Annotated in this window: 13 protein-coding genes; 9 read left to right on the top strand and 4 right to left on the bottom strand. The window is 66.1% G+C overall.

Features of this window, described 5'->3' with window-relative positions:
* Positions 1–27: 27 nt before the first annotated feature.
* Together CKW06_RS06220 and CKW06_RS06215 are read right to left on the bottom strand one after the other, a co-directional pair.
* Entirely contained in the window at positions 28–2,106 is a 2,079-nt protein-coding gene (locus CKW06_RS06220) for an alpha/beta hydrolase family protein (RefSeq protein WP_024956289.1), read from the bottom strand.
* A 232-nt stretch (positions 2,107–2,338) separates the two neighbouring features.
* The gene (locus CKW06_RS06215) at positions 2,339–4,303 is read right to left on the bottom strand and encodes an OPT family oligopeptide transporter (RefSeq protein WP_024956290.1); all 1,965 of its coding nucleotides are present in this window, start codon (positions 4,301–4,303) and stop codon (positions 2,339–2,341) included.
* Between the two features lie 327 nt (positions 4,304–4,630).
* Between CKW06_RS06215 and CKW06_RS06210 the strand changes: the two genes are divergently transcribed.
* From CKW06_RS06210 to CKW06_RS06195, 4 genes are all read left to right on the top strand, one after another.
* Positions 4,631–5,146 carry a hypothetical protein gene (locus CKW06_RS06210; RefSeq protein ID WP_024956291.1) on the top strand — a complete coding sequence of 172 codons (516 nt, stop codon included), beginning with the start codon at positions 4,631–4,633 and terminating at the stop codon, positions 5,144–5,146.
* Between the two features lie 56 nt (positions 5,147–5,202).
* Positions 5,203–6,351 (top strand): acetyltransferase domain-containing protein, encoded by a 1,149-nt coding sequence (locus CKW06_RS06205; protein WP_024956292.1) that lies wholly within the window; start codon positions 5,203–5,205, stop codon positions 6,349–6,351.
* A 248-nt stretch (positions 6,352–6,599) separates the two neighbouring features.
* Complete coding sequence (locus tag CKW06_RS06200; RefSeq protein WP_095052037.1) at positions 6,600–7,514, top strand: IS110-like element ISStma6 family transposase; 915 nt, start codon at positions 6,600–6,602, stop codon at positions 7,512–7,514.
* A gap of 51 nt (positions 7,515–7,565) precedes the next feature.
* Entirely contained in the window at positions 7,566–9,320 is a 1,755-nt protein-coding gene (locus CKW06_RS06195) for a peptide MFS transporter (protein WP_012479435.1), read from the top strand.
* Between the two features lie 55 nt (positions 9,321–9,375).
* Here the strand turns inward: CKW06_RS06195 and CKW06_RS06190 are convergent, their stop codons facing one another.
* On the bottom strand, positions 9,376–11,343 hold the full coding sequence (locus tag CKW06_RS06190) for an alpha/beta hydrolase family protein (protein ID WP_024957010.1): 1,968 nt from the start codon (positions 11,341–11,343) through the stop codon (positions 9,376–9,378).
* A 167-nt stretch (positions 11,344–11,510) separates the two neighbouring features.
* The gene (locus CKW06_RS06185) at positions 11,511–12,146 is read right to left on the bottom strand and encodes a LysE/ArgO family amino acid transporter (RefSeq protein WP_005408523.1); all 636 of its coding nucleotides are present in this window, start codon (positions 12,144–12,146) and stop codon (positions 11,511–11,513) included.
* 139 nt (positions 12,147–12,285) lie between these two features.
* Here CKW06_RS06185 and CKW06_RS06180 point away from each other — a divergent pair, with 139 nt between their 5' ends.
* From CKW06_RS06180 to mdcA, 5 genes are all read left to right on the top strand, one after another.
* Positions 12,286–13,191 (top strand): LysR family transcriptional regulator ArgP, encoded by a 906-nt coding sequence (locus CKW06_RS06180; protein WP_005412604.1) that lies wholly within the window; start codon positions 12,286–12,288, stop codon positions 13,189–13,191.
* 169 nt (positions 13,192–13,360) lie between these two features.
* The gene (locus CKW06_RS06175) at positions 13,361–13,807 is read left to right on the top strand and encodes a GNAT family N-acetyltransferase (RefSeq protein WP_024957009.1); all 447 of its coding nucleotides are present in this window, start codon (positions 13,361–13,363) and stop codon (positions 13,805–13,807) included.
* A 229-nt stretch (positions 13,808–14,036) separates the two neighbouring features.
* Positions 14,037–15,725 (top strand): malate dehydrogenase (quinone), encoded by a 1,689-nt coding sequence (gene mqo / locus CKW06_RS06170; protein ID WP_024957008.1) that lies wholly within the window; start codon positions 14,037–14,039, stop codon positions 15,723–15,725.
* A 355-nt stretch (positions 15,726–16,080) separates the two neighbouring features.
* Positions 16,081–18,273 (top strand): TonB-dependent siderophore receptor, encoded by a 2,193-nt coding sequence (locus CKW06_RS06165; protein ID WP_024957007.1) that lies wholly within the window; start codon positions 16,081–16,083, stop codon positions 18,271–18,273.
* A 190-nt stretch (positions 18,274–18,463) separates the two neighbouring features.
* A complete protein-coding gene (gene mdcA, locus CKW06_RS06160; RefSeq protein ID WP_024957006.1) occupies positions 18,464–20,107 on the top strand; it encodes a malonate decarboxylase subunit alpha in 1,644 nt (547 codons plus the stop codon).
* Positions 20,108–20,111: the final 4 nt, after the last annotated feature.

Raw genomic sequence — 20,111 nt, 5'->3', positions numbered from 1 at the left:
CCGCCCCGAAGGGCGGCGCTGCAGTCATCAGTTGCCGATGTGCTGCTTCAGCCAGGCATTGACGGTGTCATGCCACAGGATGCTGTTGTTCGGCTTCAGCACCCAGTGGTTTTCATCCGGGAAGTACAGGAACTTCGATTCGATGCCCTGGCGCTGGGCAGCGGTGAACGCGGCCAGGCCCTGCTCGACCGGAATGCGGAAGTCCTGCTGGCCGTGGATGACCAGGATCGGCTTCTTCCAGTCCGCCACGTGGTTGACCGGGTTGAACTTTTCGTAGTTCGCGGCCTTCTGGTACGGCGTACCACCCTGCTCCCACTCGGTGAACCACAGTTCTTCGGTGGCGTAGCCCATCATGCGCTGGTCGAACACGCCATCGTGGTTGACCAGGCACTTGAACGGGCCGTTCCAGTTGCCGGCGATCCAGTTGACCATGAAGCCGCCGTAGCTGGCGCCCAGCGCACAGGCCTTGTCACCGTTGAGGAAGGAATACTTCTTCAGCGCCGCGTCCCAGCCCTTCTGCAGGTCTTCCAGCGGACGGTCGCCCCAGTGCTGGCTGATCGCATCGGTGAAGGCCTGGCCGTAACCGGTGGAACCGTGGAAGTCGATCATCACCACGGCGTAGCCCTGGCCCGCGTAGGTCTGCGGATTCCAGCGGTAGCTCCAGCCGTTGCCGAAGCTGCCCTGCGGACCACCGTGGATCAGGAACGCGACCGGGTAGGACTTGCCTTCCTGGTAGTTGTGCGGCTTGACCACGTAGCCGTGCACGGTGTCGTTGTTCCAGCCCTTGAACTCGAACTGCTCGTAGTCGCCGAAGGACACGTCCTTCAGCACGTCGCCAGCGGCCGGGGTCAGCGCGCGCAGCTCGCCGATCGCCTGGCCCGCGGCCGGGAGCAGGCCGACCAGCACCTGGTCGTTGCTCTTCAGGCTGTTGCGGGTGATCGCCACGCTGTTGCCGGCCACGTCGACTGCGGTGACGCTGCCGTCGCCGATCAGCTTGGTGGCCTTGCCGCTGGCCACGTCGATCTGGAACAGCGGGTGCTCGCCGAGGTCATCGGCGGTGGTGTAGATGCTGGCGCCGTCGGCGGACAGCGTGATGCCACCGGCCGAACGATCCCACTGAGGAGCGATCTCGCGGGTCTTGCCGCTGGCCAGGTCCATTGCCATCAGGCCGAAGCGGTCGGCCTCGAAGCCCGGGCGCTTCATCGCACGGTAGAACAGGGTCTTGCCGTCGGCGCTGAACACCGGACCGGCATCCCAGGCCGGGTTGGACGCGGTCAGGTTGACCGGCGCCTGCTTGCCGGCCGCGTCGAAGCGGTACAGGTCGAAGTTGGTCGACCACGGCTCCTGCTTGCCGGCCACGCGGATGCTGGCCACCACGCTGGCGCCATCCGGCGACCACACGAAATCGTCATTGCCACCGAACGGCTTGGACGGCGCATCACCATCGATGGTGGCGCTCAGCGCCGAAGCGCCCTTGACCGGACCGGCCTTGGCGGCCGGCAGCGGCGCCACGAACAGGGTGTTGCGGCGGCCGTCGTTCCAGGTGTCCCAGTGGCGCACGAACAGCGAGTCGAAGACCTTGCCGCTGGCCTTGGCACCGGCCACATCCTTCAGCTTCTTCTCGGTGCAGGCCAGGTCCGAGGCACAGGCCTGGAACACGCCGGCGCTGAACAGCACGCGGTCGTCCTGCGGCGACACGTGGTAGCTGTCCACGTCGACCGCGAAATCGGTCAGCTGGCGTGGCGTGCCGCCGTTGAGCGGCTGCGCGTACAGCTGCTGGCTGCCGTTCTTGGCGCTGAGGAAATACACCGTCTGGCCATCAGCCGACAGCGAGGCCGAATTGACGCTCCAGCCAGCCGGGGTGATCTGCTTCGGCGGCGCCGCGTCGCGGGTGCGAAGGTTACGCGCGAACAGCGCGGTGGAGGCCTTCAGGTTGGCATCGACGCTGCGCTTGGCGAACACCACGGTGCCACCGTCCGCGGTCAGCACCGGCGCGGAGACGCGGTCCATGGCCACCATGTCGCGGACTTCCAGGCCACGGGCAGCGGCAACGCTGGGAAGGGCGGCCAGCAGGCTCAGTGGCAGCAGGGCATGACGCAGTTTCATCGGGGTCTCCGCAGGACGGCAAAAAACCGATGTTAGGCCCGTGCGGCCGGGGCTGCCAAGGCCATCGGTCATGGCTGCCTGCGGGGTTGGCCCCGTCGCCAGAAACAGCAAACCGCGCCGTAGCGCGGTCTGCGGTAGTGCCGGCCGCTGGCCGGGAACCAGGGGTATCACGGGATTCCGGGATTGCCGGCCAGCGGCCGGCACTACCCGTTGAACTCAGGGGCAGAGCCCCTTACGCCTTGGCGTACTTGCCGGTGCGGTAGATCAGCCAGCCGACCAGGAACAGCACGGCCAGGCCGATCCACTGCGCGCCCGGCAGGTGGAACGGCACGGCCAGCACGTCCGCACGGCTGCTGACCACGATCGGAATCGCGATGGCGATGCCCATCAGTGCCTCGCCGGTGATCAGGCCCGCGGCAAACAGCACGCCCGGCTTGTGCACGCGGTCGCGACCTTCTTCGTCATCGGCGCGCACCTTGTGGAAGCGCTCCACCAGGTGGGCGATCAGGCCACCGAGGAAGATCGGTACCATCAGTTCCAGCGGCAGGTAGATGCCGATGGCGGCGGCCAGCACCGGCACGCGGAAACGAGCGTTGCGCGACTTCAGCCAGCTGTCGAAAGCGATGATCGCGGCGCCGACCACGGCACCGATGCCGATGAAGGTCCACGGCAGTTCGCCACCGAACAGGCCCTTGGCCACCGAGGCCATCAGGTTGGCCTGCGGCGCAGCCAGCGCATTCGGGTGCAGCTCGGACTTCACGCCGATGCCGTAGGCGGTGGCCAGCAGGTTCAGCACCGGGGCCATGATCAGCGCACACGAGAAGGCACCGATGCCCAGCATCAGCTGCTGCTTCCACGGGGTGGCGCCGACGATGTAGCCGGCCTTGAGGTCCTGCAGGTTGTCACCACCAACCGCAGCGGCGCAGCACACCACCGCGCCGATCATGATGGCGGCCACGGCACCCAGCGGCGCACCGCCGGCACCGACCGGCTTGAGGCCGTCGGCACCGAGCAGCACGACCAGCACGGCCGAGGCGAACAGGATGGTGGAGATGGTGATGCCCGAGACCGGGTTGTTGGACGAGCCGATCAGGCCGGCCAGGTAGGCCGAGACCGACACGAACAGGAAGCCGGCGACGATCATGATGAGGGTCATCGGGATCGACACGTGCCACTGGCCGACGATGGCCTGGTACAGGGCCAGCAGCGGCAGCACGAAGGCCACCAGGGCGACCAGCATCCACTTCATCGGCAGGTCGCGTTCGGTGTGCGCCAGCACCGGACCACCGCTCTTGCGGGCTGCCGCGAAGCCACTCTTGACGCCGTTCAGCAGCGACTTGCGCAGCGAGATCAGGGTCCAGATGCCGCCGATCAGCATTGCGCCGACACCCAGGTAACGCATCTTCGCGCCCCAGATGGCGAACGCGGCTTCGGTGGACGAAGCGGTGGCAACCGACGCGGCCAGTGCCGGATCGGTGTTCATGAAGAACGCCTGGTAGATCGGAATGGCGATGTGCCAGGTCAGGATCGAGCCGGACACCACCACGATGCCGACATTGAGGCCGACGATGTAACCCACGCCCAGCAGTGCCGGCGACAGGTTGGTACCGATGAAGGCGGTGACCTTGGAGCTGCCGACGTAGGCCGAGGTGGCCCAGGCGTCCGGGATCAGTCGCATCCCGCTTTCCGCGGCCAGCTTGACGAAGGCACCGATCACCGCCGACAGGCCGAGGATCTTCAGGCCCGGGCCCGGGTTCTCACCGGCCTTGAGCACTTCGGCCGCAGCCTTGCCTTCCGGGAACGGAAGCGGGTCTTCGACGATCATCGAACGGCGCAGCGGCACCGAGAACAGCACGCCCAGCAGGCCACCCAGGCCGGCGATGCCCAGCACCCACCAGTACTTGAAGTCCGGCCAGTAGCCCATGATCACCAGCGCCGGAATGGTGAAGATCACACCGGCGGCGATGGACGAACCGGCCGAGGCGCCGGTCTGCACGATGTTGTTCTCAAGGATGGAGCCACCACCCAGCAGGCGCAGCACGCCCATGGATATCACCGCGGCGGGAATGGCGGTGGCGATGGTCAGGCCTGCGAACAGACCGAGGTAGGCGTTTGCGGCCGACAGCACCACCGCCAGCACGATGGCCAGGGCCACTGCGCGGAAGGTGAGCTGCTTGGGCGCAGCGTCGTGGTTCATGGAAGCCCCTGCTGGCAAAAAATCCCTGCCACGCTAGCGTTCAGGGGGCGGCAAGTCCAGTGCGGTTGGTACCGGCTGGCAAGCCCTCGCCCAGCACTGCGCCCCAGCAGGCCCTTGGCCCCTTCAGATGTGTCGTGTTTGACCAAGTTGTGCACAGTGCACCGGTTTGTCGGAGCGGGGGTCCCTTGACCCCAATCCCCCGACGCCCCCGGCCCACCGGGCGATGCGTGCCAGGCGATGGGGTTTGCGGCTCAGCGCCTGCTTGAGTCGATTCCCGGAATCCAACACCGTGCACTGCCACCAACACATCGTCGGCAAGGAGACCGCATGGCAGACGCACCATTGATCACGATGATGCGAGCCTTCCTCGTTGCAGCGGGCGCGATGCTGTGCCTGCTGCTGGGTATAGGCAACGTCAACGCCTACAGCGGGTTTGGCACCGCGGTGATCGAGGATCGGGAAGGAATACCTTGTTTCGGCCTGCCTCCACGGGCACTGGAATGGGTCCGATCGCCCCGTATCCTGCAAGCGGTGATGGTCTATCACCACGACACGGTGAAGGCATGGTCGTTCATGTACGACCTGACTCCCGCAGAGCCTTTGGCGCCGGGCCAGTGCATCGTCTACGGTGATCTGCCAGCCTCGGCCACGCTGCGCACCTCTCCACAGCCATTGATTCCTGCAACCTTGTATGAGGTCTACCTCAACGCTCCCACCAATGGCCCAATCAGGGGCTACACGGCGAAGTTCTGCCTGAAAGCTGCGCCTGACGGATCGACTCGGGTGATCCCCATCAGGTACGAAAAGCGGACGGGTTGGAGCGCAGCTGTCTGCCAACCCTGACGGGCTACGCGGCAGAACGTTATGTTATATCCTGTCACGCCGGTCGAGCATCCCACGTGGCCCCTTCCCCCTCCCTCCGCCTGGCCTCCATCGACCAGCTGCGCGGCACCGTGATGCTGTTGATGTTGCTCGACCACGTGCGCGAGACCTTCTTCCTGCAGCACCAGGTAAGCGACCCGATGGACGCGGCGACGGTCTCCCCTGCGCTGTTCACCTGCCGTCTGCTGGCGCACCTGTGTGCGCCCGTGTTCGTCCTGTTGACCGGCCTGTCGGCCTGGCTGTACGGCCAGCGCCAGGCGGATCCGCGCCGGGCCACCGCAGCCTTCCTGCTCAAGCGCGGGCTGTTCCTGGTCGTGCTGGAACTGACCCTGGTGAATTTCGCCTGGACCTTCCAGCTGCCGCCGGACACGCTGTACCTGCAGGTGATCTGGGCCATCGGGCTGAGCATGATCGCGCTGGCCGGGCTGCTTTGGCTGCCACGCCCGGCCCTGCTGGTGCTGGCAATCGCGGTGGTGGCCGGGCACAACCTGTTCGACGGCTTACGGGTGCAAGGCAATGGCCTGCTGGCGGTGCTGTGGAAAGTGCTGCACCAGCGCGACTGGATCGAGGCCGGTGCGCTGCGCCTGCGCACGTCCTATCCGCTGCTGCCGTGGATCGGGGTGATCGCCCTGGGTTATCTGTTGGGACCGTGGTTCGCCCGCGAGCGCGACCCGACGCAGCGCCAGCACTGGCTGCTGTGGGCAGGCGTCGGTGCGCTGGCCCTGTTCACCTTACTGCGGTTCGCCAACGAGTACGGGGATGCCCCTTGGCAGTACCAGACCACAGCACTGCGCACCTGGCTGAGCATCCTCAACATCACCAAGTACCCGCCGTCGCTGCAGTTCCTGCTGCTGACCCTGGGCGTGGGGCTGTTGCTGCTGCGCCTGTACGAATGGCCGCCCCTGGCGCGTGCGCTGCGCCCGCTGGCCGATATCGGCGCCGCGCCGATGTTCTTCTACCTGCTGCACCTGTACGTGCTGAAGGGGCTGTACCTGGCCGCGCTGGCGGCCTGGGGGCCGACCCATGGCGAGTTGTATGCCCTGGATTCGGTCAGCGGCCTGCTGCTGGTGGCCTGTGCGCTGGCGGTGGTGCTGTACCCGCCGACCCGGGCATTCGCGAGGTTCAAGGCGCGAAGGCGTGACCTGGCGTGGTTGCGGTACCTGTGATCGCCCAGGCCAGTCCGGCAATCCACGCATGGCGTGGATCTTATCTCTTGCCAATCTGGCACCTTGGGTGCCGAGAGCCCGGCGTGGGCGACCGTGTGGATCCAGGTCTTGCGACCGAGAAGTAGCTTGGGTCCCCACGCCGGATTCTCCCTGAACCGCCCGAACAGTTGGTTGAGTTGGCGCTCGAACTGATAAGACTGGGCAAGCGGGGAGAGCTCTCGACCCTGTCAGCCTAGCGGAGTTCTGCCATGTTTGGGATCGGGATCGATGTGAGCAAAGCCACGCTGGATGTGGCCGTCCATGGAGAGCAGTTTCGCCAATTCAGCAACGACAAGCGCGGCTTTGTGCGCTTGATTCGGTGGCTGAAGACGTGGCCGATCAAGCAGGTCGTTCTTGAGGCAAGCGGGGGTTACGAGCGTGCTGCTCTGGATGTATTGCACGCCGCTGGCCTGCCGATGGTACGAATCAATCCGGCGCGTGCACGGCGATTTGCCCAAGGCACGGGCCGTGCCGCCAAGACCGATCGGCTCGATGCGACAGTGCTGGCACAGATGGCCCATTTGTTGCCGCTGACCCGCTACGTACCGCCTGCTCCTTGGCAGCAGCGTCTGGCTGAATTTGCGCAATGCCGCAGGCAACTGGTGAAGATGCGGGTCAGTGAGATGCAGCGCTTGCGGCGATTGGTCGATCCGGATCTGATTGCGATGAAGCAACGCCATATAGCTCAGCTATCTGACGACCTGAAGCAGTTGGATAAAGCTATTGCCGAGCAGCTTGAGGGGCAGCCTGGCTGGAAGAATATCGGCGCGCTCAAAGGCGTCGGCCCCATCCTGATCAGCACACTGGCCTGCGAGTTGCCCGAACTGGGCAGCTTGGGAAGCAAAGCCATAGCATCGCTGGTGGGGTTGGCCCCGATGAACCGCGAAAGTGGCACCTGGCAGGGCCAACGGCGGATCAGTGGTGGGCGCGCGGTGGTACGCGAAGCCCTTTACATGGCGGCCCTGACGGCCATCCGGTACGAGCCAAGGCTGCGCGCGTTTTACGCTGGCCTGAAGGCCAAGGGCAAAGCGAGCAAGGTGGCGCTCGTGGCGGTCATGCGCAAAATGCTGGTGATCCTCAACGCCCGTAAGCGAGACGCCGAGGTGGCCCTCGGCTGCCCCTGACAAGACAGTTGCTACTGAAAGCGGATCGGGCCACAGGCCTATAATTCCGCGATGAATTCCACCGCTATCGCTTCCGACGACTTCCTGGGTCACCCCAAGGGCGTCTATGTCTGCTTCTTCACCGAAATGTGGGAGCGCTTCTCCTTCTACGGCATGAAGGCGCTGTTGCTGCTGTACCTCACCAAGTACCACCTGTTCGGCGACAAGGCCGGCCTGGACCTGCTCGGCGCCTACGGTGGCCTGGTGTACTGCATCCCTGTATTCGGCGGCATGCTGGCCGACCGCTGGCTGGGCATGCGCCGGGCCGTGCTGTTCGGCGGCATCCTGCTGGTACTCGGCCACCTTGGCATGGCCTTCGAAGGCCACGCTGCGTACCGGGTGAACGGCGAAGTGGTGCGCGACACCTCGGCACTGGCGGTGACCTACCTGTCGCTGGCGCTGATCATCATGGGCGTCGGTTTCCTGAAACCGAACATCTCCACCATTGTCGGCAAGCTGTACGCCAAGGACGATCCGCGCCGCGATTCGGGTTTCTCGCTGTTCTACGCCGGCATCAACCTCGGCGCGCTGTTCTCATCGCTGGTGTGCGGCTTCCTCGGCGAGGCCTACGGCTGGAAGTACGGTTTCGGTGCGGCCGGCATCGGCATGCTGGCCGGCCTGGCCATGTTCCTGTGGGGCCAGAAGTACCTGCAGGGCCACGCCGAGCCGCCGCAACCGGCGGCGTTGAAGCAGAAGGTGCTGGGCCTGCCGCGCGAATGGCTCATCTATCTGTGCGCGGTGCTCGGTGTGTTGCCGGTGGCGTGGCTGATGTGGGCGGCCGGCAACGGCGCGTTCGCGCTGGGCGGTGAAATCAGCCTGGCACTGATGTTGATGGTGGTGGTGCTGGGCGGCGTGCTGGTCTGGTTCGCCTGGTTCACCGGCAGCAAGTGCACGCCGGTACAGCGCCAGCAGATGATCGCGCTGATGGTGCTGATCTTCATGGCGCTGGTGTTCTTCACCATGTACGAGCAGTCCTACGGCTCGTGGGTGACCTTCACCGACCGGCTGCTGACCAAGGACATCGTGCCCTCGCTGGTGATCACCGGCGGTACGCCGCTGCCGTGGTCGATCCTCTCACTGCTGCTGGCACCGCTGGGCTTCGTGGTCAGCGCGCGGTTGTCCGAGCGTCGTCCGGGTTCGGCTGCGCCGCGCACGTTCTTCGCCGCCATCGTCGTGCTGATGCTGGTGCTGCTGGTGCGCGACTGCCTGGTGATTCCGCAGACCGCCGGCTCGCTCACCTATCTCGGCGGCCTGTTCCTGGTGCTGCTGGCACCGGCCTTCGCCGCGCTGTGGACGTGGATGGACCGCCGCGGCTGGGAACCGGGCAAGCCGGTCAAATCAGCCTGGGGCCTGGTGATCGGCGCACTGTCGTTCGTGCCGCTGGCACTGGCCGGGCAGCAGGTTGGCGCCACCGGCGAGATGGCCAGCGTGTGGTGGCTGGTGCTGGCCTACTTCCTGCTGGCCAGTGGCGAGATGTGCCTGTCGCCGGTCGGCCTGTCGGCGGTGACCCAGTTGGCCGTGCCGCGGGTGATGAGCCTGATGATGGGCACCTGGTTCCTGGCCACCGCCTTCTCGGAGACGCTGGCCGCGCTGTTCGGCAAGCTAGCCGCGATCGAGGTGCCGGAAGGCGAATCGCTGGACATGGTGGCCGCCGCCGGTGCCTATGCGCACCTGTTCTGGCTGCTGATGTGGATCGGCCTGGGCTGTGCGCTGGCCGCTTTCATTGCCGCGCCACTGTTGAAGAAGATGATGCACGGGGTGAAGTAAGCCCACGCACAGGCAGGAACCGGGGCGGCGGTTGGATCATCCGCCGCCCTTTGCGTTACGGCGCCCTGCCCTTGCCGTCCGCAGCCGCAGTCGTGGCGGTCTTGCCACCCAGGCTGCGCGACAGGAAGGCCAGCAGCTTGCCGTAGTACTCGCTGCGATGGGCCTGGGTATAGAAGCCGTGCCCTTCGGTCTTGTAGTACAGGCTTTCCACCGGCGTACCGGCACGCTTGAGCGCCGCTTCCATGCGCTCGGTGTGCTGGACCGGGGCGCGCTTGTCCTGGCCACCGGCCGCCAGGAACACCGGCACCTTGATCCGCTCGGCCAGGTTGACCGGCGAGACCGCGCCCAGCGTGGCCGGATCACCCAGCCACTCGCGCAGGTAGCTCATTCCGGAATCGCGGTCCTGGATATCGCCGCCAGTAAACATCAGCGGCAGGTCGTAGACGCCCACATAGCCGGCCGCGCACTGGTACAGCCCCGGTTCGCGCGCGGCGCCCATCATCGCCGAGTAGGCACCGTAGCTGGCACCGTAGATGCAGATGCGCCGGGCATCGGCGATGCCTTCGCTGATCGCCCAGCGCGTGGCGTCGGTCACGTCGTCCTGCATCGCGCGCCCCCACTGTTCCAGTGCTGCCCGGCTGTGGGCACGGCCGTAGTTGCCCGAGCCGCGGAAATTGATCTGCAGCACGGCGTAGCCGGCAGCGGCCAGCAACTGGTTCTCGTGATCGAAACTGCCGTTGTCGAATATCCCGATCGGCCCACCATGCGGCACCACCACCATCGGCAGGTCACGGCCAGTGCTGCCATGCGGGACTGTCAGGAATCCATGGAGCTCCAGCCCGTCACGCGCCTTCAGCAGGACCGGCCGCACCGACGCAGTGCTCTCCGGGTCAATCCATTCGCTGCGCGCCATCAGGAAGCGTGCCTGGTTGCGGTCGCGGTCGTAGAGGTAGAACTCGCCCGGATTGGAACCGGACCCGGTTTCCACCAGCAGCCGGCGACCGTCGCGGGTACTGGAGGTGATGAATACTGCACGCCCGGGGAAGGCCGCCTCCAGGCTGCGGTACAACCGTGCCTCGTCCGAGCTTTCGTCGAAGAACCGGGTATGCGGCGTGTTTCCCAGGAACAGCGCACCGACCGGCACGGTGCTGCCCGGGCTGCGGATCAGTCGTGCCGGATCGACAACCTCATCGCGCAGCACGACCTTGCGCTCCTGCGTGGCCGGGTTCCAGCTGACGATGGCATCGGGGCCGCTGGGCTGCTCGCTGAGCAGGTAGGCCAGCTGGCCGTCGGCGGAAAAGCCCAGCGCCGCCTCGCTGCGACCACTCCGTTTCTCATCGTTGACCAGCGCCCAGTCGCCACCGTTGCGGTGGTAGAGCCGATGGACGTTGTCAGTACCGGCGCCCTGTACGAAACGTACGTCGCCGCGGGCATCCACCACATAGGAGGCACCCGGCATCGGCGCGCGGGCCAGCAGCCGCTGCTTGCCGCTTGCCAGTTCCAGCTGGGCCGCATAACCGTTGGCATCCAGCCGCGATCCGCCTACTGCGATGACCACGTGCGCATCGTCGCCAGGCAGGGCGTCACTGAGGAACGCCGCGGCCGACCTCCGGTACTTGGGCCGCACGCGCAGGCCAAGGTCGCGGTAGCCCACCAGTAGTTCCGGTCGTCCGGTGCGTGCATCCAGTGTCAGCAGCTCGCCGGTGGCCCACGGCGCATCGCGGGTACCGAACTTCTGCGCCAGACCGAACATCACCTGATCGTTGTTGACCCAGTGCAGGCCGAAGACATGCGAATTGAGTGGTGGGCGCAGGTTGCCCACCGGCGTGTTGTCGTCCGTACGAAGGATGATCACAGCGGTGAAGCCGTCCGCAGGCACGGTCGCGGCCAGATAATCGCCCCCGGGAGACAGCATGACATCGCCGAACTTGTCCGCTCGCACATAGGCGCCCAGATCGATCGCAGCAGCGGTTCCACACCACAATCCCGCCACGATGATGGCGGCCAGCCAGCGCTTGTGCATCCTTCTCTCCCCCTGCCTGGACCCCTTGTCCCGGCTGGCCGATTCTAGGCAGGCCAGTGCCCGGCCCGCCAGTGGCGTACAAAAAACGACGGCACCGTTGCCGGTGCCGTCGTTACCACTACCTTGGAGAGAGAGTCAGGACGTGGGTTCGGGGGGCGTGCGCCGGGTCAGTGGACCCCGCGCACCGCCAACGTGAGGGCCAGGATGCTGAGGATCACCGCGATGGTGCCGTCGAGCACGCGCCAGGTGCTGGGCTTGGTGAACAGCGGCGCCAGCAGGCGCGCGCCCAGGCCCTGCGCGGTCAGCCACAGGCAACTGGCGGTGACCACACCGGCAGCGAAGGCCATGCGGGCGTTGCCGAAGTTCTCGGCGATCGAACCGATCACCATCATGTCCAGCCAGAAGTGCGGGTTGATCAGCGAGAAACCGACCGCCGCCATCAGCACTGCGCGGCGGCTGCCGTCGTCGCTGTCAGCCTCGCCCATGCCGCCGCCACCGGCGATCGCGCGGCGCGCCGACTTCATCGCGTACCAGGCCAGGAACGCCACGCCCGTCCACAGCACGGCGGTGGTCAGCCACGGCAGCGCCGAAGTGAGCGTGCGCAGGCCGGCCACGCTGGCGAAGATGAAGATGGCATCGATGGCCGCACAGGTGGCGACCACCGGCACGATGTGCTTGCGCAGGATGCCTTGGCGCAGGATGAAGGCGCTCTGGGCGCCGACCACGGCGAACAGGCCGATGCCGGTAGCTGCACCAGAGAACCAGGCACCGAGGCCGGTGCTGGCGGAGATGACCGAGAACATGGGATTCACTGCCTTTACTTGCTTGGGGGGGACGGTGCCTCGCGAAGGCGGACAGCACCGGAACGAGCGCCATTGTCGCGCCGCAACATGAAAAAGACGAGCTAAACTTCCTAAACCAACATTAGCGGAACTTAATTCGATGCGTATCGACCATGCCCAGCTGCGCGCCCTGGCCGCAGTGATCCGCGAAGGCAGCTTCGACCGCGCCGCGCAGTCGCTGAATGTCACCCCGTCCGCCATCTCGCAGCGGGTCAAGGCGCTGGAGGACCGGATCGGCCGGCTGCTGGTCAAGCGCGGCACCCCGGCCACCGCCACCGCCGAGGGGCAGTTGCTGGTGCAGCTGGCCGAGCAGACCGCCCTGCTCGAGCACGATGCGCTGCACCGGATGGGCCTGGCCGATGAGGACCTGCCGCAAGCCAGTATTCCGGTGGCGGTGAACCACGACAGCCTGGAAACCTGGTTCCCGCAGGCGGCCTACCAGTTCGCGCAGACCACCGGCACTACGCTGGACCTGCGCGTGGAGGACCAGGACCACACCGTGGAGCTGCTGCGCCAGGGCACGGTGCTGGGTGCGGTGACCACCCTGGACGAGCCGGTGCAGGGCTGCCAGATCCATGCGCTGGGCAGCATCCGCTACGCCGCCACCTGTACCCCCGAGTTCCGCGAGCGTCATTTCGCCAAGGGCGTGACCGCGCAGGCGCTGGCGCAGGCCCCGGTGCTGGTGTTCAACCGCAAGGACGACATGCAGTCGCGCTTCGCCCGGCGCATGGCCGGCGACGACCTGCCCAGCACCGCGCCGACCTGGTGGATTCCGTCCACGCGCGCCTTCGTGCAGGCCAACCTTGGCGGCATGGGCTGGACGATGAATCCGTTGCCGCTGGTCAAGCGGCACCTGGACGCGGGCCGCCTGGTCTACGTGCGCCAGCGCGCGTGGGAAGACGTGCCGCTGTACTGGCAGCATTGGAAGGGCGACGTGCAGACCATGGCCTTGCTGACCCGCGCGGTGCTGGATGCCTCCTCGGCACTGATCCGGCGTAAGCGCTGAAAAGGGGACGGAGGGGATTAAGTCGTATAAGGCCCAAGCGACACATCGGGCAAAGACGACTTAATCCCCTCCGTCCCCTTTTTGCTCCATCCAATCTCCATCAACCCTCCACACCGGGTCCATGCGTGATGCGGATACTGGCGGGCCAATCACTACAAGGGTGTCCGGTATGCCGATAGCCGTGCGCGATGCGCGCCCCGAAGATGCCGCCGCCTGCATCGACCTGCGCGGGCGCACCCGCGAAAACGCCTTCAGCGCCGCGCAGTTGGCAGAGCTGGGCATCACCGAGGACAGCTGGGCGGCCGGCATCGGCCAGGGCGATTCGATCGGCCGCGTCGCCTGGGAGGGCGAGCGCATGGCCGGCTACTGCTTCGCCGACCGCGACAGCGGCGAGGTGCTGGTGCTGGCCCTGCTGCCCGAGTATGAAGGCCGCGGCATCGGTCGCCAGCTGCTGCAGGACGTGGTCAGCCTGACCCGCGATGCCGGCCACCAACGCCTGTTCCTGGCCTGTTCGGCCGACCCACGCTCGCGCTCGCATGGCTTCTACCGGCGCCTGGGCTGGCGCCCGACCGGGCAGGTCGACGAGGCCGGTGACGAGATTCTTGAGCTGGTCTGAGTGAAGCTGTCGCCAGGGATGGCCTGACGTTGGCAAGGCTTCGCTCGCCGGGTATCACCCGGCGCTAGCGGGTGAGGATGGCGCGAAACGCCGGATGCTGCGTTGCATCAAAAACAGACCGGATCCGGTTAGAATCGCATACGGATGCTGCAAGGCGTTGTTTCTTCACGCCCTTTCCCTGTCCCACGCGCATCCTGACCCCTTCCCCTCCGCCAACGATCCCGCCCCCATGAAGAAATTTGGCAAGGCTCTTCTCGCCCTGCTCGTGCTGCTGTTGCTGGCCGCCGCGCTGTTCCTGTACTGGCCGCTGACGCAGCGCTCGGTGCCCGCCGCCAGCAACGACAAGCCCGTCGACGTTGTGCTGGTCGGCGCCGGCATCATGAGCATCACCCTGGCCACCTACCTGCAGGAACTGCAGCCGGACTGGAACATCCAGGTCTACGAACGCCTCGACGGCGTCGCCGGTGAAAGCTCCGACGGCTGGAACAACGCCGGCACCGGCCACTCGGCCTTCGCCGAACTGAACTACACCCCGGAACTGCCCGACGGCAGCATCGAGACCAAGCGCGCGGTCGGCATCGCCGAATCGTTCGAGGTCTCGCGCCAGTTCTGGTCGCACCAGGTGAAGGAAGGCCGGCTGAGCCAGCCCAGCGACTTCATCAACCCGACCCCGCACATGAGCTTCGTCTGGGGCGATGACAACATCGCCTACCTGCACAAGCGCCAGCAGGCCCTGGTGAAGAATCCGCTGTTCTACGGCATGCAGTACTCCGAGGATCCGGCCCAGATCAAGCAGTGGGCCCCGCTGCTGATGGAAGGCCGTGACCCGAAGCAGAAGGTTGCCGCAACCTGGATGCCGCTGGGCACCGACGTCAACTTCGGCGTGATCACCCGTCAGCTGACCGCCGGCCTGCAGCGCAGCCCGAACTTCAGCCTGCATCTCAACCACGAAGTGAGCGCGCTGCGGCAGAACGCCGACAAGAGCTGGAACGTGACGGTGAAGGACCTCAAGGCTGGCACCGAGACCACCACCCACGCCCGCTTCGTGTTCATCGGTGCCGGTGGCGCTGCACTGAAGCTGCTGCAGATGTCCGGCATTCCGGAATCGAAGGACTACGCCGGCTTCCCGGTCGGTGGCCAGTTCCTCGCCTTCCAGGGCCAGGACGTGACCTCGCGCCACGGCGTGAAGGCCTACGGCATGGCCGAGACCGGCTCGCCGCCGATGTCGGTGCCGCACCTGGATGCGCGCAAGCTGGACGGCAAGCCGGTGGTCCTGTTCGGGCCGTTCGCGCTGTACAGCACCAAGTTCCTCAAGCACGGTTCGTGGTGGGACCTGTACTCGTCGGTGAACCACAACAACGTCGGCCCGATGCTGGAAGTGGGCAAGGACAACCTGGACCTGGTGCAGTACCTGATGGGCCAGGCGCGCCTGAACGATGCCGACCGCCAGGCCGAGCTGGTCAAGTACTTCCCCACTGCCAAGCCGGGTGACTGGAAGCTGGTGACCGCCGGCCAGCGCGTGCAGATCATCAAGCGTGATCCGCTGAAGGGCCCGGTGCTGCAGTTCGGTACCGAGATCGTGACCGACAAGGACCACACCATCGCCGCCCTGCTCGGCGCTTCGCCGGGTGCGTCGACCTCGCCGCCGATCATGCTGGACCTGATGGCCAAGGCCTTCCCGGACCAGATGAAGGCCGGCTGGGAAGCCCGCCTGCGCGAGATCGTGCCGTCGTACGGGCGCAAGCTCAACGACAGCGCCGCGCTGGTCAACGAGATCCGTACGCTGACCAGCCAGACCCTGCATCTGCCGTATCTGGAAGTGCCGGTGGATGCGAACGCGGCATCGCCTGCTGCGGCTGCAGTGCCGGCAGCGGCCAAGGAAAAGCGCAACGCCAACGAGGAACTGCAGGCGCTGTAAGCCCGCAGTTTGCTTTCGATGGAGACGGACGGCCACCTTCGGGTGGCCGTTTGTTTTTGTGCGAAATGGGTCGGATTCCTCCCGCACGGGAGGGCTCTGACCTGCACCTGGGCGCCGATGATGGGGTCAGAGCCCATTGCCTGCGGCAACGGGCTCCGACCCCGGCCCGCCACTGCTCTGCGCCGGAAAGCCTCCCGCGAATGACGCGAATTGTAATGTTGTTACGAATTATTTACATTTGCGTCCTGTGCAGTGATCGCACCTCCCCAGATGGACCTGACCGTGCCCGAAGCCGCCGCCCCGGGTGCTGGACGACTGTTGCCGCCCTTCCCCGCTTCCGAGCCTTGAGCCCACCATGTCCCTGATCCTCCGTAACCGCCTGCCCCGCCGCGCGTTGCTGCCGGCTGCCCTGCTTTCGTCGCTGACCCTGCTGGCCGCGCCCAGCGCGTTCGCCGCCGCCGATGGCACTGCCGATGCCAAGACCCTGGACCGGGTCAGCGTCCGCGCCGAACAGTCCGCACCACCGTCGAGCACCACGCGCCTGCCGATCACCCTGCAGGAGACCCCGCAGTCCGCCACCGCCATCAGCCTGCAGCGCCTGCAGGACGAATCACTGTTCAGCATCAACGATGTGATGCGCAATGTAACCGGCGTGAGCGTGTCCTTCTATGACACGCAGCGCCCGCTGTACTACGCGCGCGGCTTCGCCATCACCGACTTCCAGGTCGATGGCATTCCCACCTACAGCGGCTCCACCAACCAGGAGTACGACACCGCCTTCTACGACCGTATCGAAGTGATCCGCGGCGCCAACGGCCTGCTCAGCGGCGCCGGCGTGCCGTCGGCCACGGTCAACCTGCTGCGCAAGCGCCCGGGCAAGGAATTCGATGCGTCGTTCGCGGTCAGCGCCGGCAGCTGGGACTACCGTCGCATGGAGGCCGACGTGACCGCGCCACTGACCGCCGACGGCCGCTTCCGCAGCCGCGTGGTCGCCGCCTACACCGATCGTGGCCTGTATTACGACCGCTACGACGAGAACAAGATGGCCGGCATGGCGGTGCTCGAAGGCGACGTCACCGACAGCACCACGATCACTCTCGGTTACCAGAGCCAGGACAACAACCCCACCGGCTCGACCTGGGGCACCGTGCCGTTCTTCGACAACCAGGGCCATTTCGCGCACCTGCCGCGCTCGACCAACCTGTCGCCGAAATGGAGCTACTGGAAGCGCGAGAGCAACACCGCCTTCGCCAACCTGGAACAGCGTTTCGGCGACAACTGGCTGTTGAAGATCAACACCGCCTATACCCGTGGCAACGTGCAGAACGTGCGCCTGTACGGCACCGGCAACCCGGACCCGGTGACCGGCGCGGGCATCTACCTGCGCGCGGCCGCCGGTGATTCGAAGGACACCCGCCGCAACGTCGATGCCTACCTGACCGGCAGTTTCGATCTGTTCGGCCGCGACCACGACGTGACGCTCGGCGCACAGTGGTCGGACCTGGAAGGCACGACGAATACCCTGGCACTGAACTTCCCGAACGACTGGGCGCGCTGCGGCAGCGAGCGCTGCTACTACATTCCCAGCGTGTACAACTGGAACGGCGACATCTCCGAGGTGACCTACCGCCGCACCGGCGCGCGCCGCGTGGCCAAGACCACGCAGAGTGGCGTCTACCTGGCCACCCGCCTGCGCCTGGCCGATCCGCTGTCGCTGATTGCCGGCGCACGCCTGAGCCGCTGGGAAACCCTCACCCGCTCCTACAACGCCGCTGGCGCCTACACCGGCACCAGCGGCGCGTACAAGGTGAGCGATGAAGTCACTCCCTACGTGGGCCTGGTCTACGACATCACCCCGAACGTGTCGGCCTATGCCAGCTACACCGAGATCTTCAACCCGCAGAACTTCAAGGACCGCAACGAGAACCTGCTGGCACCGGTGCAGGGTTCGAACCTGGAAGCGGGCATCAAGACCCAGTGGCTGGACGGCCGCCTGACCGCCAACGCCGCCGTGTTCGAGGCCAAGCAGGACAACTACGCCGTGCGCGACATGGGCGTGCCGGAAGGTTCGCTGAGCGATGGCACCTCCGCCTACATCGGCGTCAACGGCACCAAGGCACGCGGCTGGGAAGTAGACGTCAACGGCGAGATCCTGCCGGGCTGGACGGTCAATGCCGGCTACACCCACGTCAAGGTCACCCGCGCGGCTACCGACCTGCTGTACGCCAACCCGCCGAAGGATCTGTTGCAGCTCAACACGCAGCTGCAGCTGCGCGGTGCGCTGGAACGCCTGAGCGTTGGCGGTGGCGTGCAGTGGCAGAGCAAGGTGCAGGGCTACAACATCGCCTATCCGCTGGGCGGCACGGTGACGGTGAACCAGCCGGCCTACATGCTGATGCAGTTCAATGCCAACTACCGCATCAGCGACAGCTGGACCGCAACGCTGAGCGTGCGCAACGCACTGGACAAGACCTACTGGGCGAATCTGGACTACAACAACTACGGCGAACCGCGCTTCGTGTCGGCCAGCCTGCGCTGGAAGTTCTGAGCAACCCGCGAACCGGTGGGTGCCTGGTGGGTGCCGACCGTTGGTCGGCACGCTCTCCGCCACGACCCACGGTCGTGGCCTACCTGAATGGGCCCGCCTCCGCGCGGGCCCTTCCTTTTGCTGCACTGCAGGTTGCGGCGTCCTTCGTAATTATGTCGTAATTACATCGACACCAATCGGAAGCCGGTCGATGAACCCGAGCTGGGATACGTTGGAACGCAGCCGCCAGGCCCGCCTGGAACGTGCCGCGCCGTGGGCCCGGGGACGCGAGGTCGCCGCCGGCGACGTAGGCGAGCTGCTGCACGCAATGCTGGAGCCAGGCGACAAGGTCTGCCTGGAGGGCAACAACCAGAAGCAGGCCGATTTCCTCGCCCAGGCCCTGGCCGATCTTGACCCGGCCCGCGTGCACGACCTGCACATGGTGCAGTCGGTGCTGTCGCTGCCGTCGCACCTGGATGTATTCGAGCGTGGCATCGCGTCGAAGCTGGACTTCTCGTTCTCCGGCCCGCAGTCAGTGCGGTTGGCCAACCTGGTGGCTGAAGGGCGCATCCAGATCGGTGCCATCCACACCTACCTGGAACTGTTCGGCCGCTACTTCATCGACCTGACCCCGCGCGTGGCCCTGGTCGCCGCGCAGGCCGCAGATCGGCACGGCAACCTGTACACCGGGCCGAACACCGAAGACACGCCGGTGATCGTCGAAGCCACCGCCTTCGGTGGCGGCATCGTCATCGCCCAGGTCAACGAGATCGTCGACACCCTCCCCCGCGTCGACATTCCCGCCGACTGGGTCAACTTCGTGGTGCAGGCGCCGAAGCCGAACCATATCGAACCGCTGTTCACCCGCGACCCGGCGCAGATCTCCGAGATCCAGGTGTTGATGGCGATGATGGCGATCAAGGGCATCTACGCCGAGTACGGCGTGAACCGCCTCAACCATGGCATCGGCTTCGACACGGCGGCCATCGAACTGCTGCTCCCCACCTACGCCGAATCGCTCGGCCTGAAGGGAAAGATCTGCCAGCACTGGGCGTTGAACCCCCACCCGGCACTGATTCCGGCAATCGAATCGGGCTTCGTCAGATCGGTGCATTCGTTCGGTTCGGAACTGGGCATGGAGAAGTACATCGCCGCGCGAGGCGATGTGTTCTTCACCGGCGCCGATGGCTCGATGCGTTCCAACCGCGCGTTCTCGCAGACCGCCGGCCTGTATGCCTGCGACATGTTCATCGGTTCCACACTGCAGATCGACCTGCAGGGCAACAGCTCCACCGCCACCCGCGACCGCATCGCCGGCTTCGGTGGCGCACCGAACATGGGTTCCGATGCACGTGGCCGGCGCCATGCCAGCGAGGCCTGGATCAAGGCCGGCCAGCAGGCCGCACGCCCGGGTGAGATGCCGCGCGGGCGCAAGCTGGTGGTGCAGAAGGTGGAAACCTTCCGCGAACACATGGCGCCGGCCTTCGTCGACCGCCTCGATGCCTGGGAACTGGCCGAGCGCGCACAGATGCCGCTGCCGCCGGTGATGATCTACGGCGACGACGTCAGCCATGTGCTGACCGAGGAAGGCATTGCCAACCTGCTGCTGTGCCGCACCCCTGAGGAGCGCGAACAGGCGATCCGTGGCGTGGCCGGCTATACCGCCGTGGGCATGGGGCGCGACCGCGCGATGGTGGAGAACCTGCGCGACCGCGGCGTGATCCGCCGTCCCGATGACCTCGGCATCTCCGTGCGCGATGCCAGTCGTGATCTGCTGGCGGCGCGTTCGGTGAAGGACCTGGTGCGCTGGTCCGGCGGTCTGTACGACCCGCCCAAGCGCTTCCGCAACTGGTAAGGGG

Origin of the sequence: Stenotrophomonas maltophilia, assembly GCF_900186865.1 — a bacterium.
GTDB lineage: Bacteria > Pseudomonadota > Gammaproteobacteria > Xanthomonadales > Xanthomonadaceae > Stenotrophomonas > Stenotrophomonas maltophilia.
The sequence above is the reverse complement of the archived record's forward strand: the minus strand, read 5'-3'. Positions and strand labels throughout refer to the sequence as shown.

Excerpts from the sequence above, each read along its gene's own strand:
- CKW06_RS06220 (WP_024956289.1), bottom strand. The coding sequence starts at position 2,106 with ATGAAACTGCGTCATGCCCTGCTGCCACTGAGCCTGCTGGCCGCCCTT.
- CKW06_RS06215 (WP_024956290.1), bottom strand. The coding sequence starts at position 4,303 with ATGAACCACGACGCTGCGCCCAAGCAGCTCACCTTCCGCGCAGTGGCC.
- CKW06_RS06210 (WP_024956291.1), top strand. The coding sequence starts at position 4,631 with ATGGCAGACGCACCATTGATCACGATGATGCGAGCCTTCCTCGTTGCA.
- CKW06_RS06200 (WP_095052037.1), top strand. The coding sequence starts at position 6,600 with ATGTTTGGGATCGGGATCGATGTGAGCAAAGCCACGCTGGATGTGGCC.
- CKW06_RS06195 (WP_012479435.1), top strand. The coding sequence starts at position 7,566 with ATGAATTCCACCGCTATCGCTTCCGACGACTTCCTGGGTCACCCCAAG.
- CKW06_RS06190 (WP_024957010.1), bottom strand. The coding sequence starts at position 11,343 with ATGCACAAGCGCTGGCTGGCCGCCATCATCGTGGCGGGATTGTGGTGT.
- CKW06_RS06185 (WP_005408523.1), bottom strand. The coding sequence starts at position 12,146 with ATGTTCTCGGTCATCTCCGCCAGCACCGGCCTCGGTGCCTGGTTCTCT.
- CKW06_RS06180 (WP_005412604.1), top strand. The coding sequence starts at position 12,286 with ATGCGTATCGACCATGCCCAGCTGCGCGCCCTGGCCGCAGTGATCCGC.
- CKW06_RS06175 (WP_024957009.1), top strand. The coding sequence starts at position 13,361 with ATGCCGATAGCCGTGCGCGATGCGCGCCCCGAAGATGCCGCCGCCTGC.
- mqo (WP_024957008.1), top strand. The coding sequence starts at position 14,037 with ATGAAGAAATTTGGCAAGGCTCTTCTCGCCCTGCTCGTGCTGCTGTTG.
- CKW06_RS06165 (WP_024957007.1), top strand. The coding sequence starts at position 16,081 with ATGTCCCTGATCCTCCGTAACCGCCTGCCCCGCCGCGCGTTGCTGCCG.
- mdcA (WP_024957006.1), top strand. The coding sequence starts at position 18,464 with ATGAACCCGAGCTGGGATACGTTGGAACGCAGCCGCCAGGCCCGCCTG.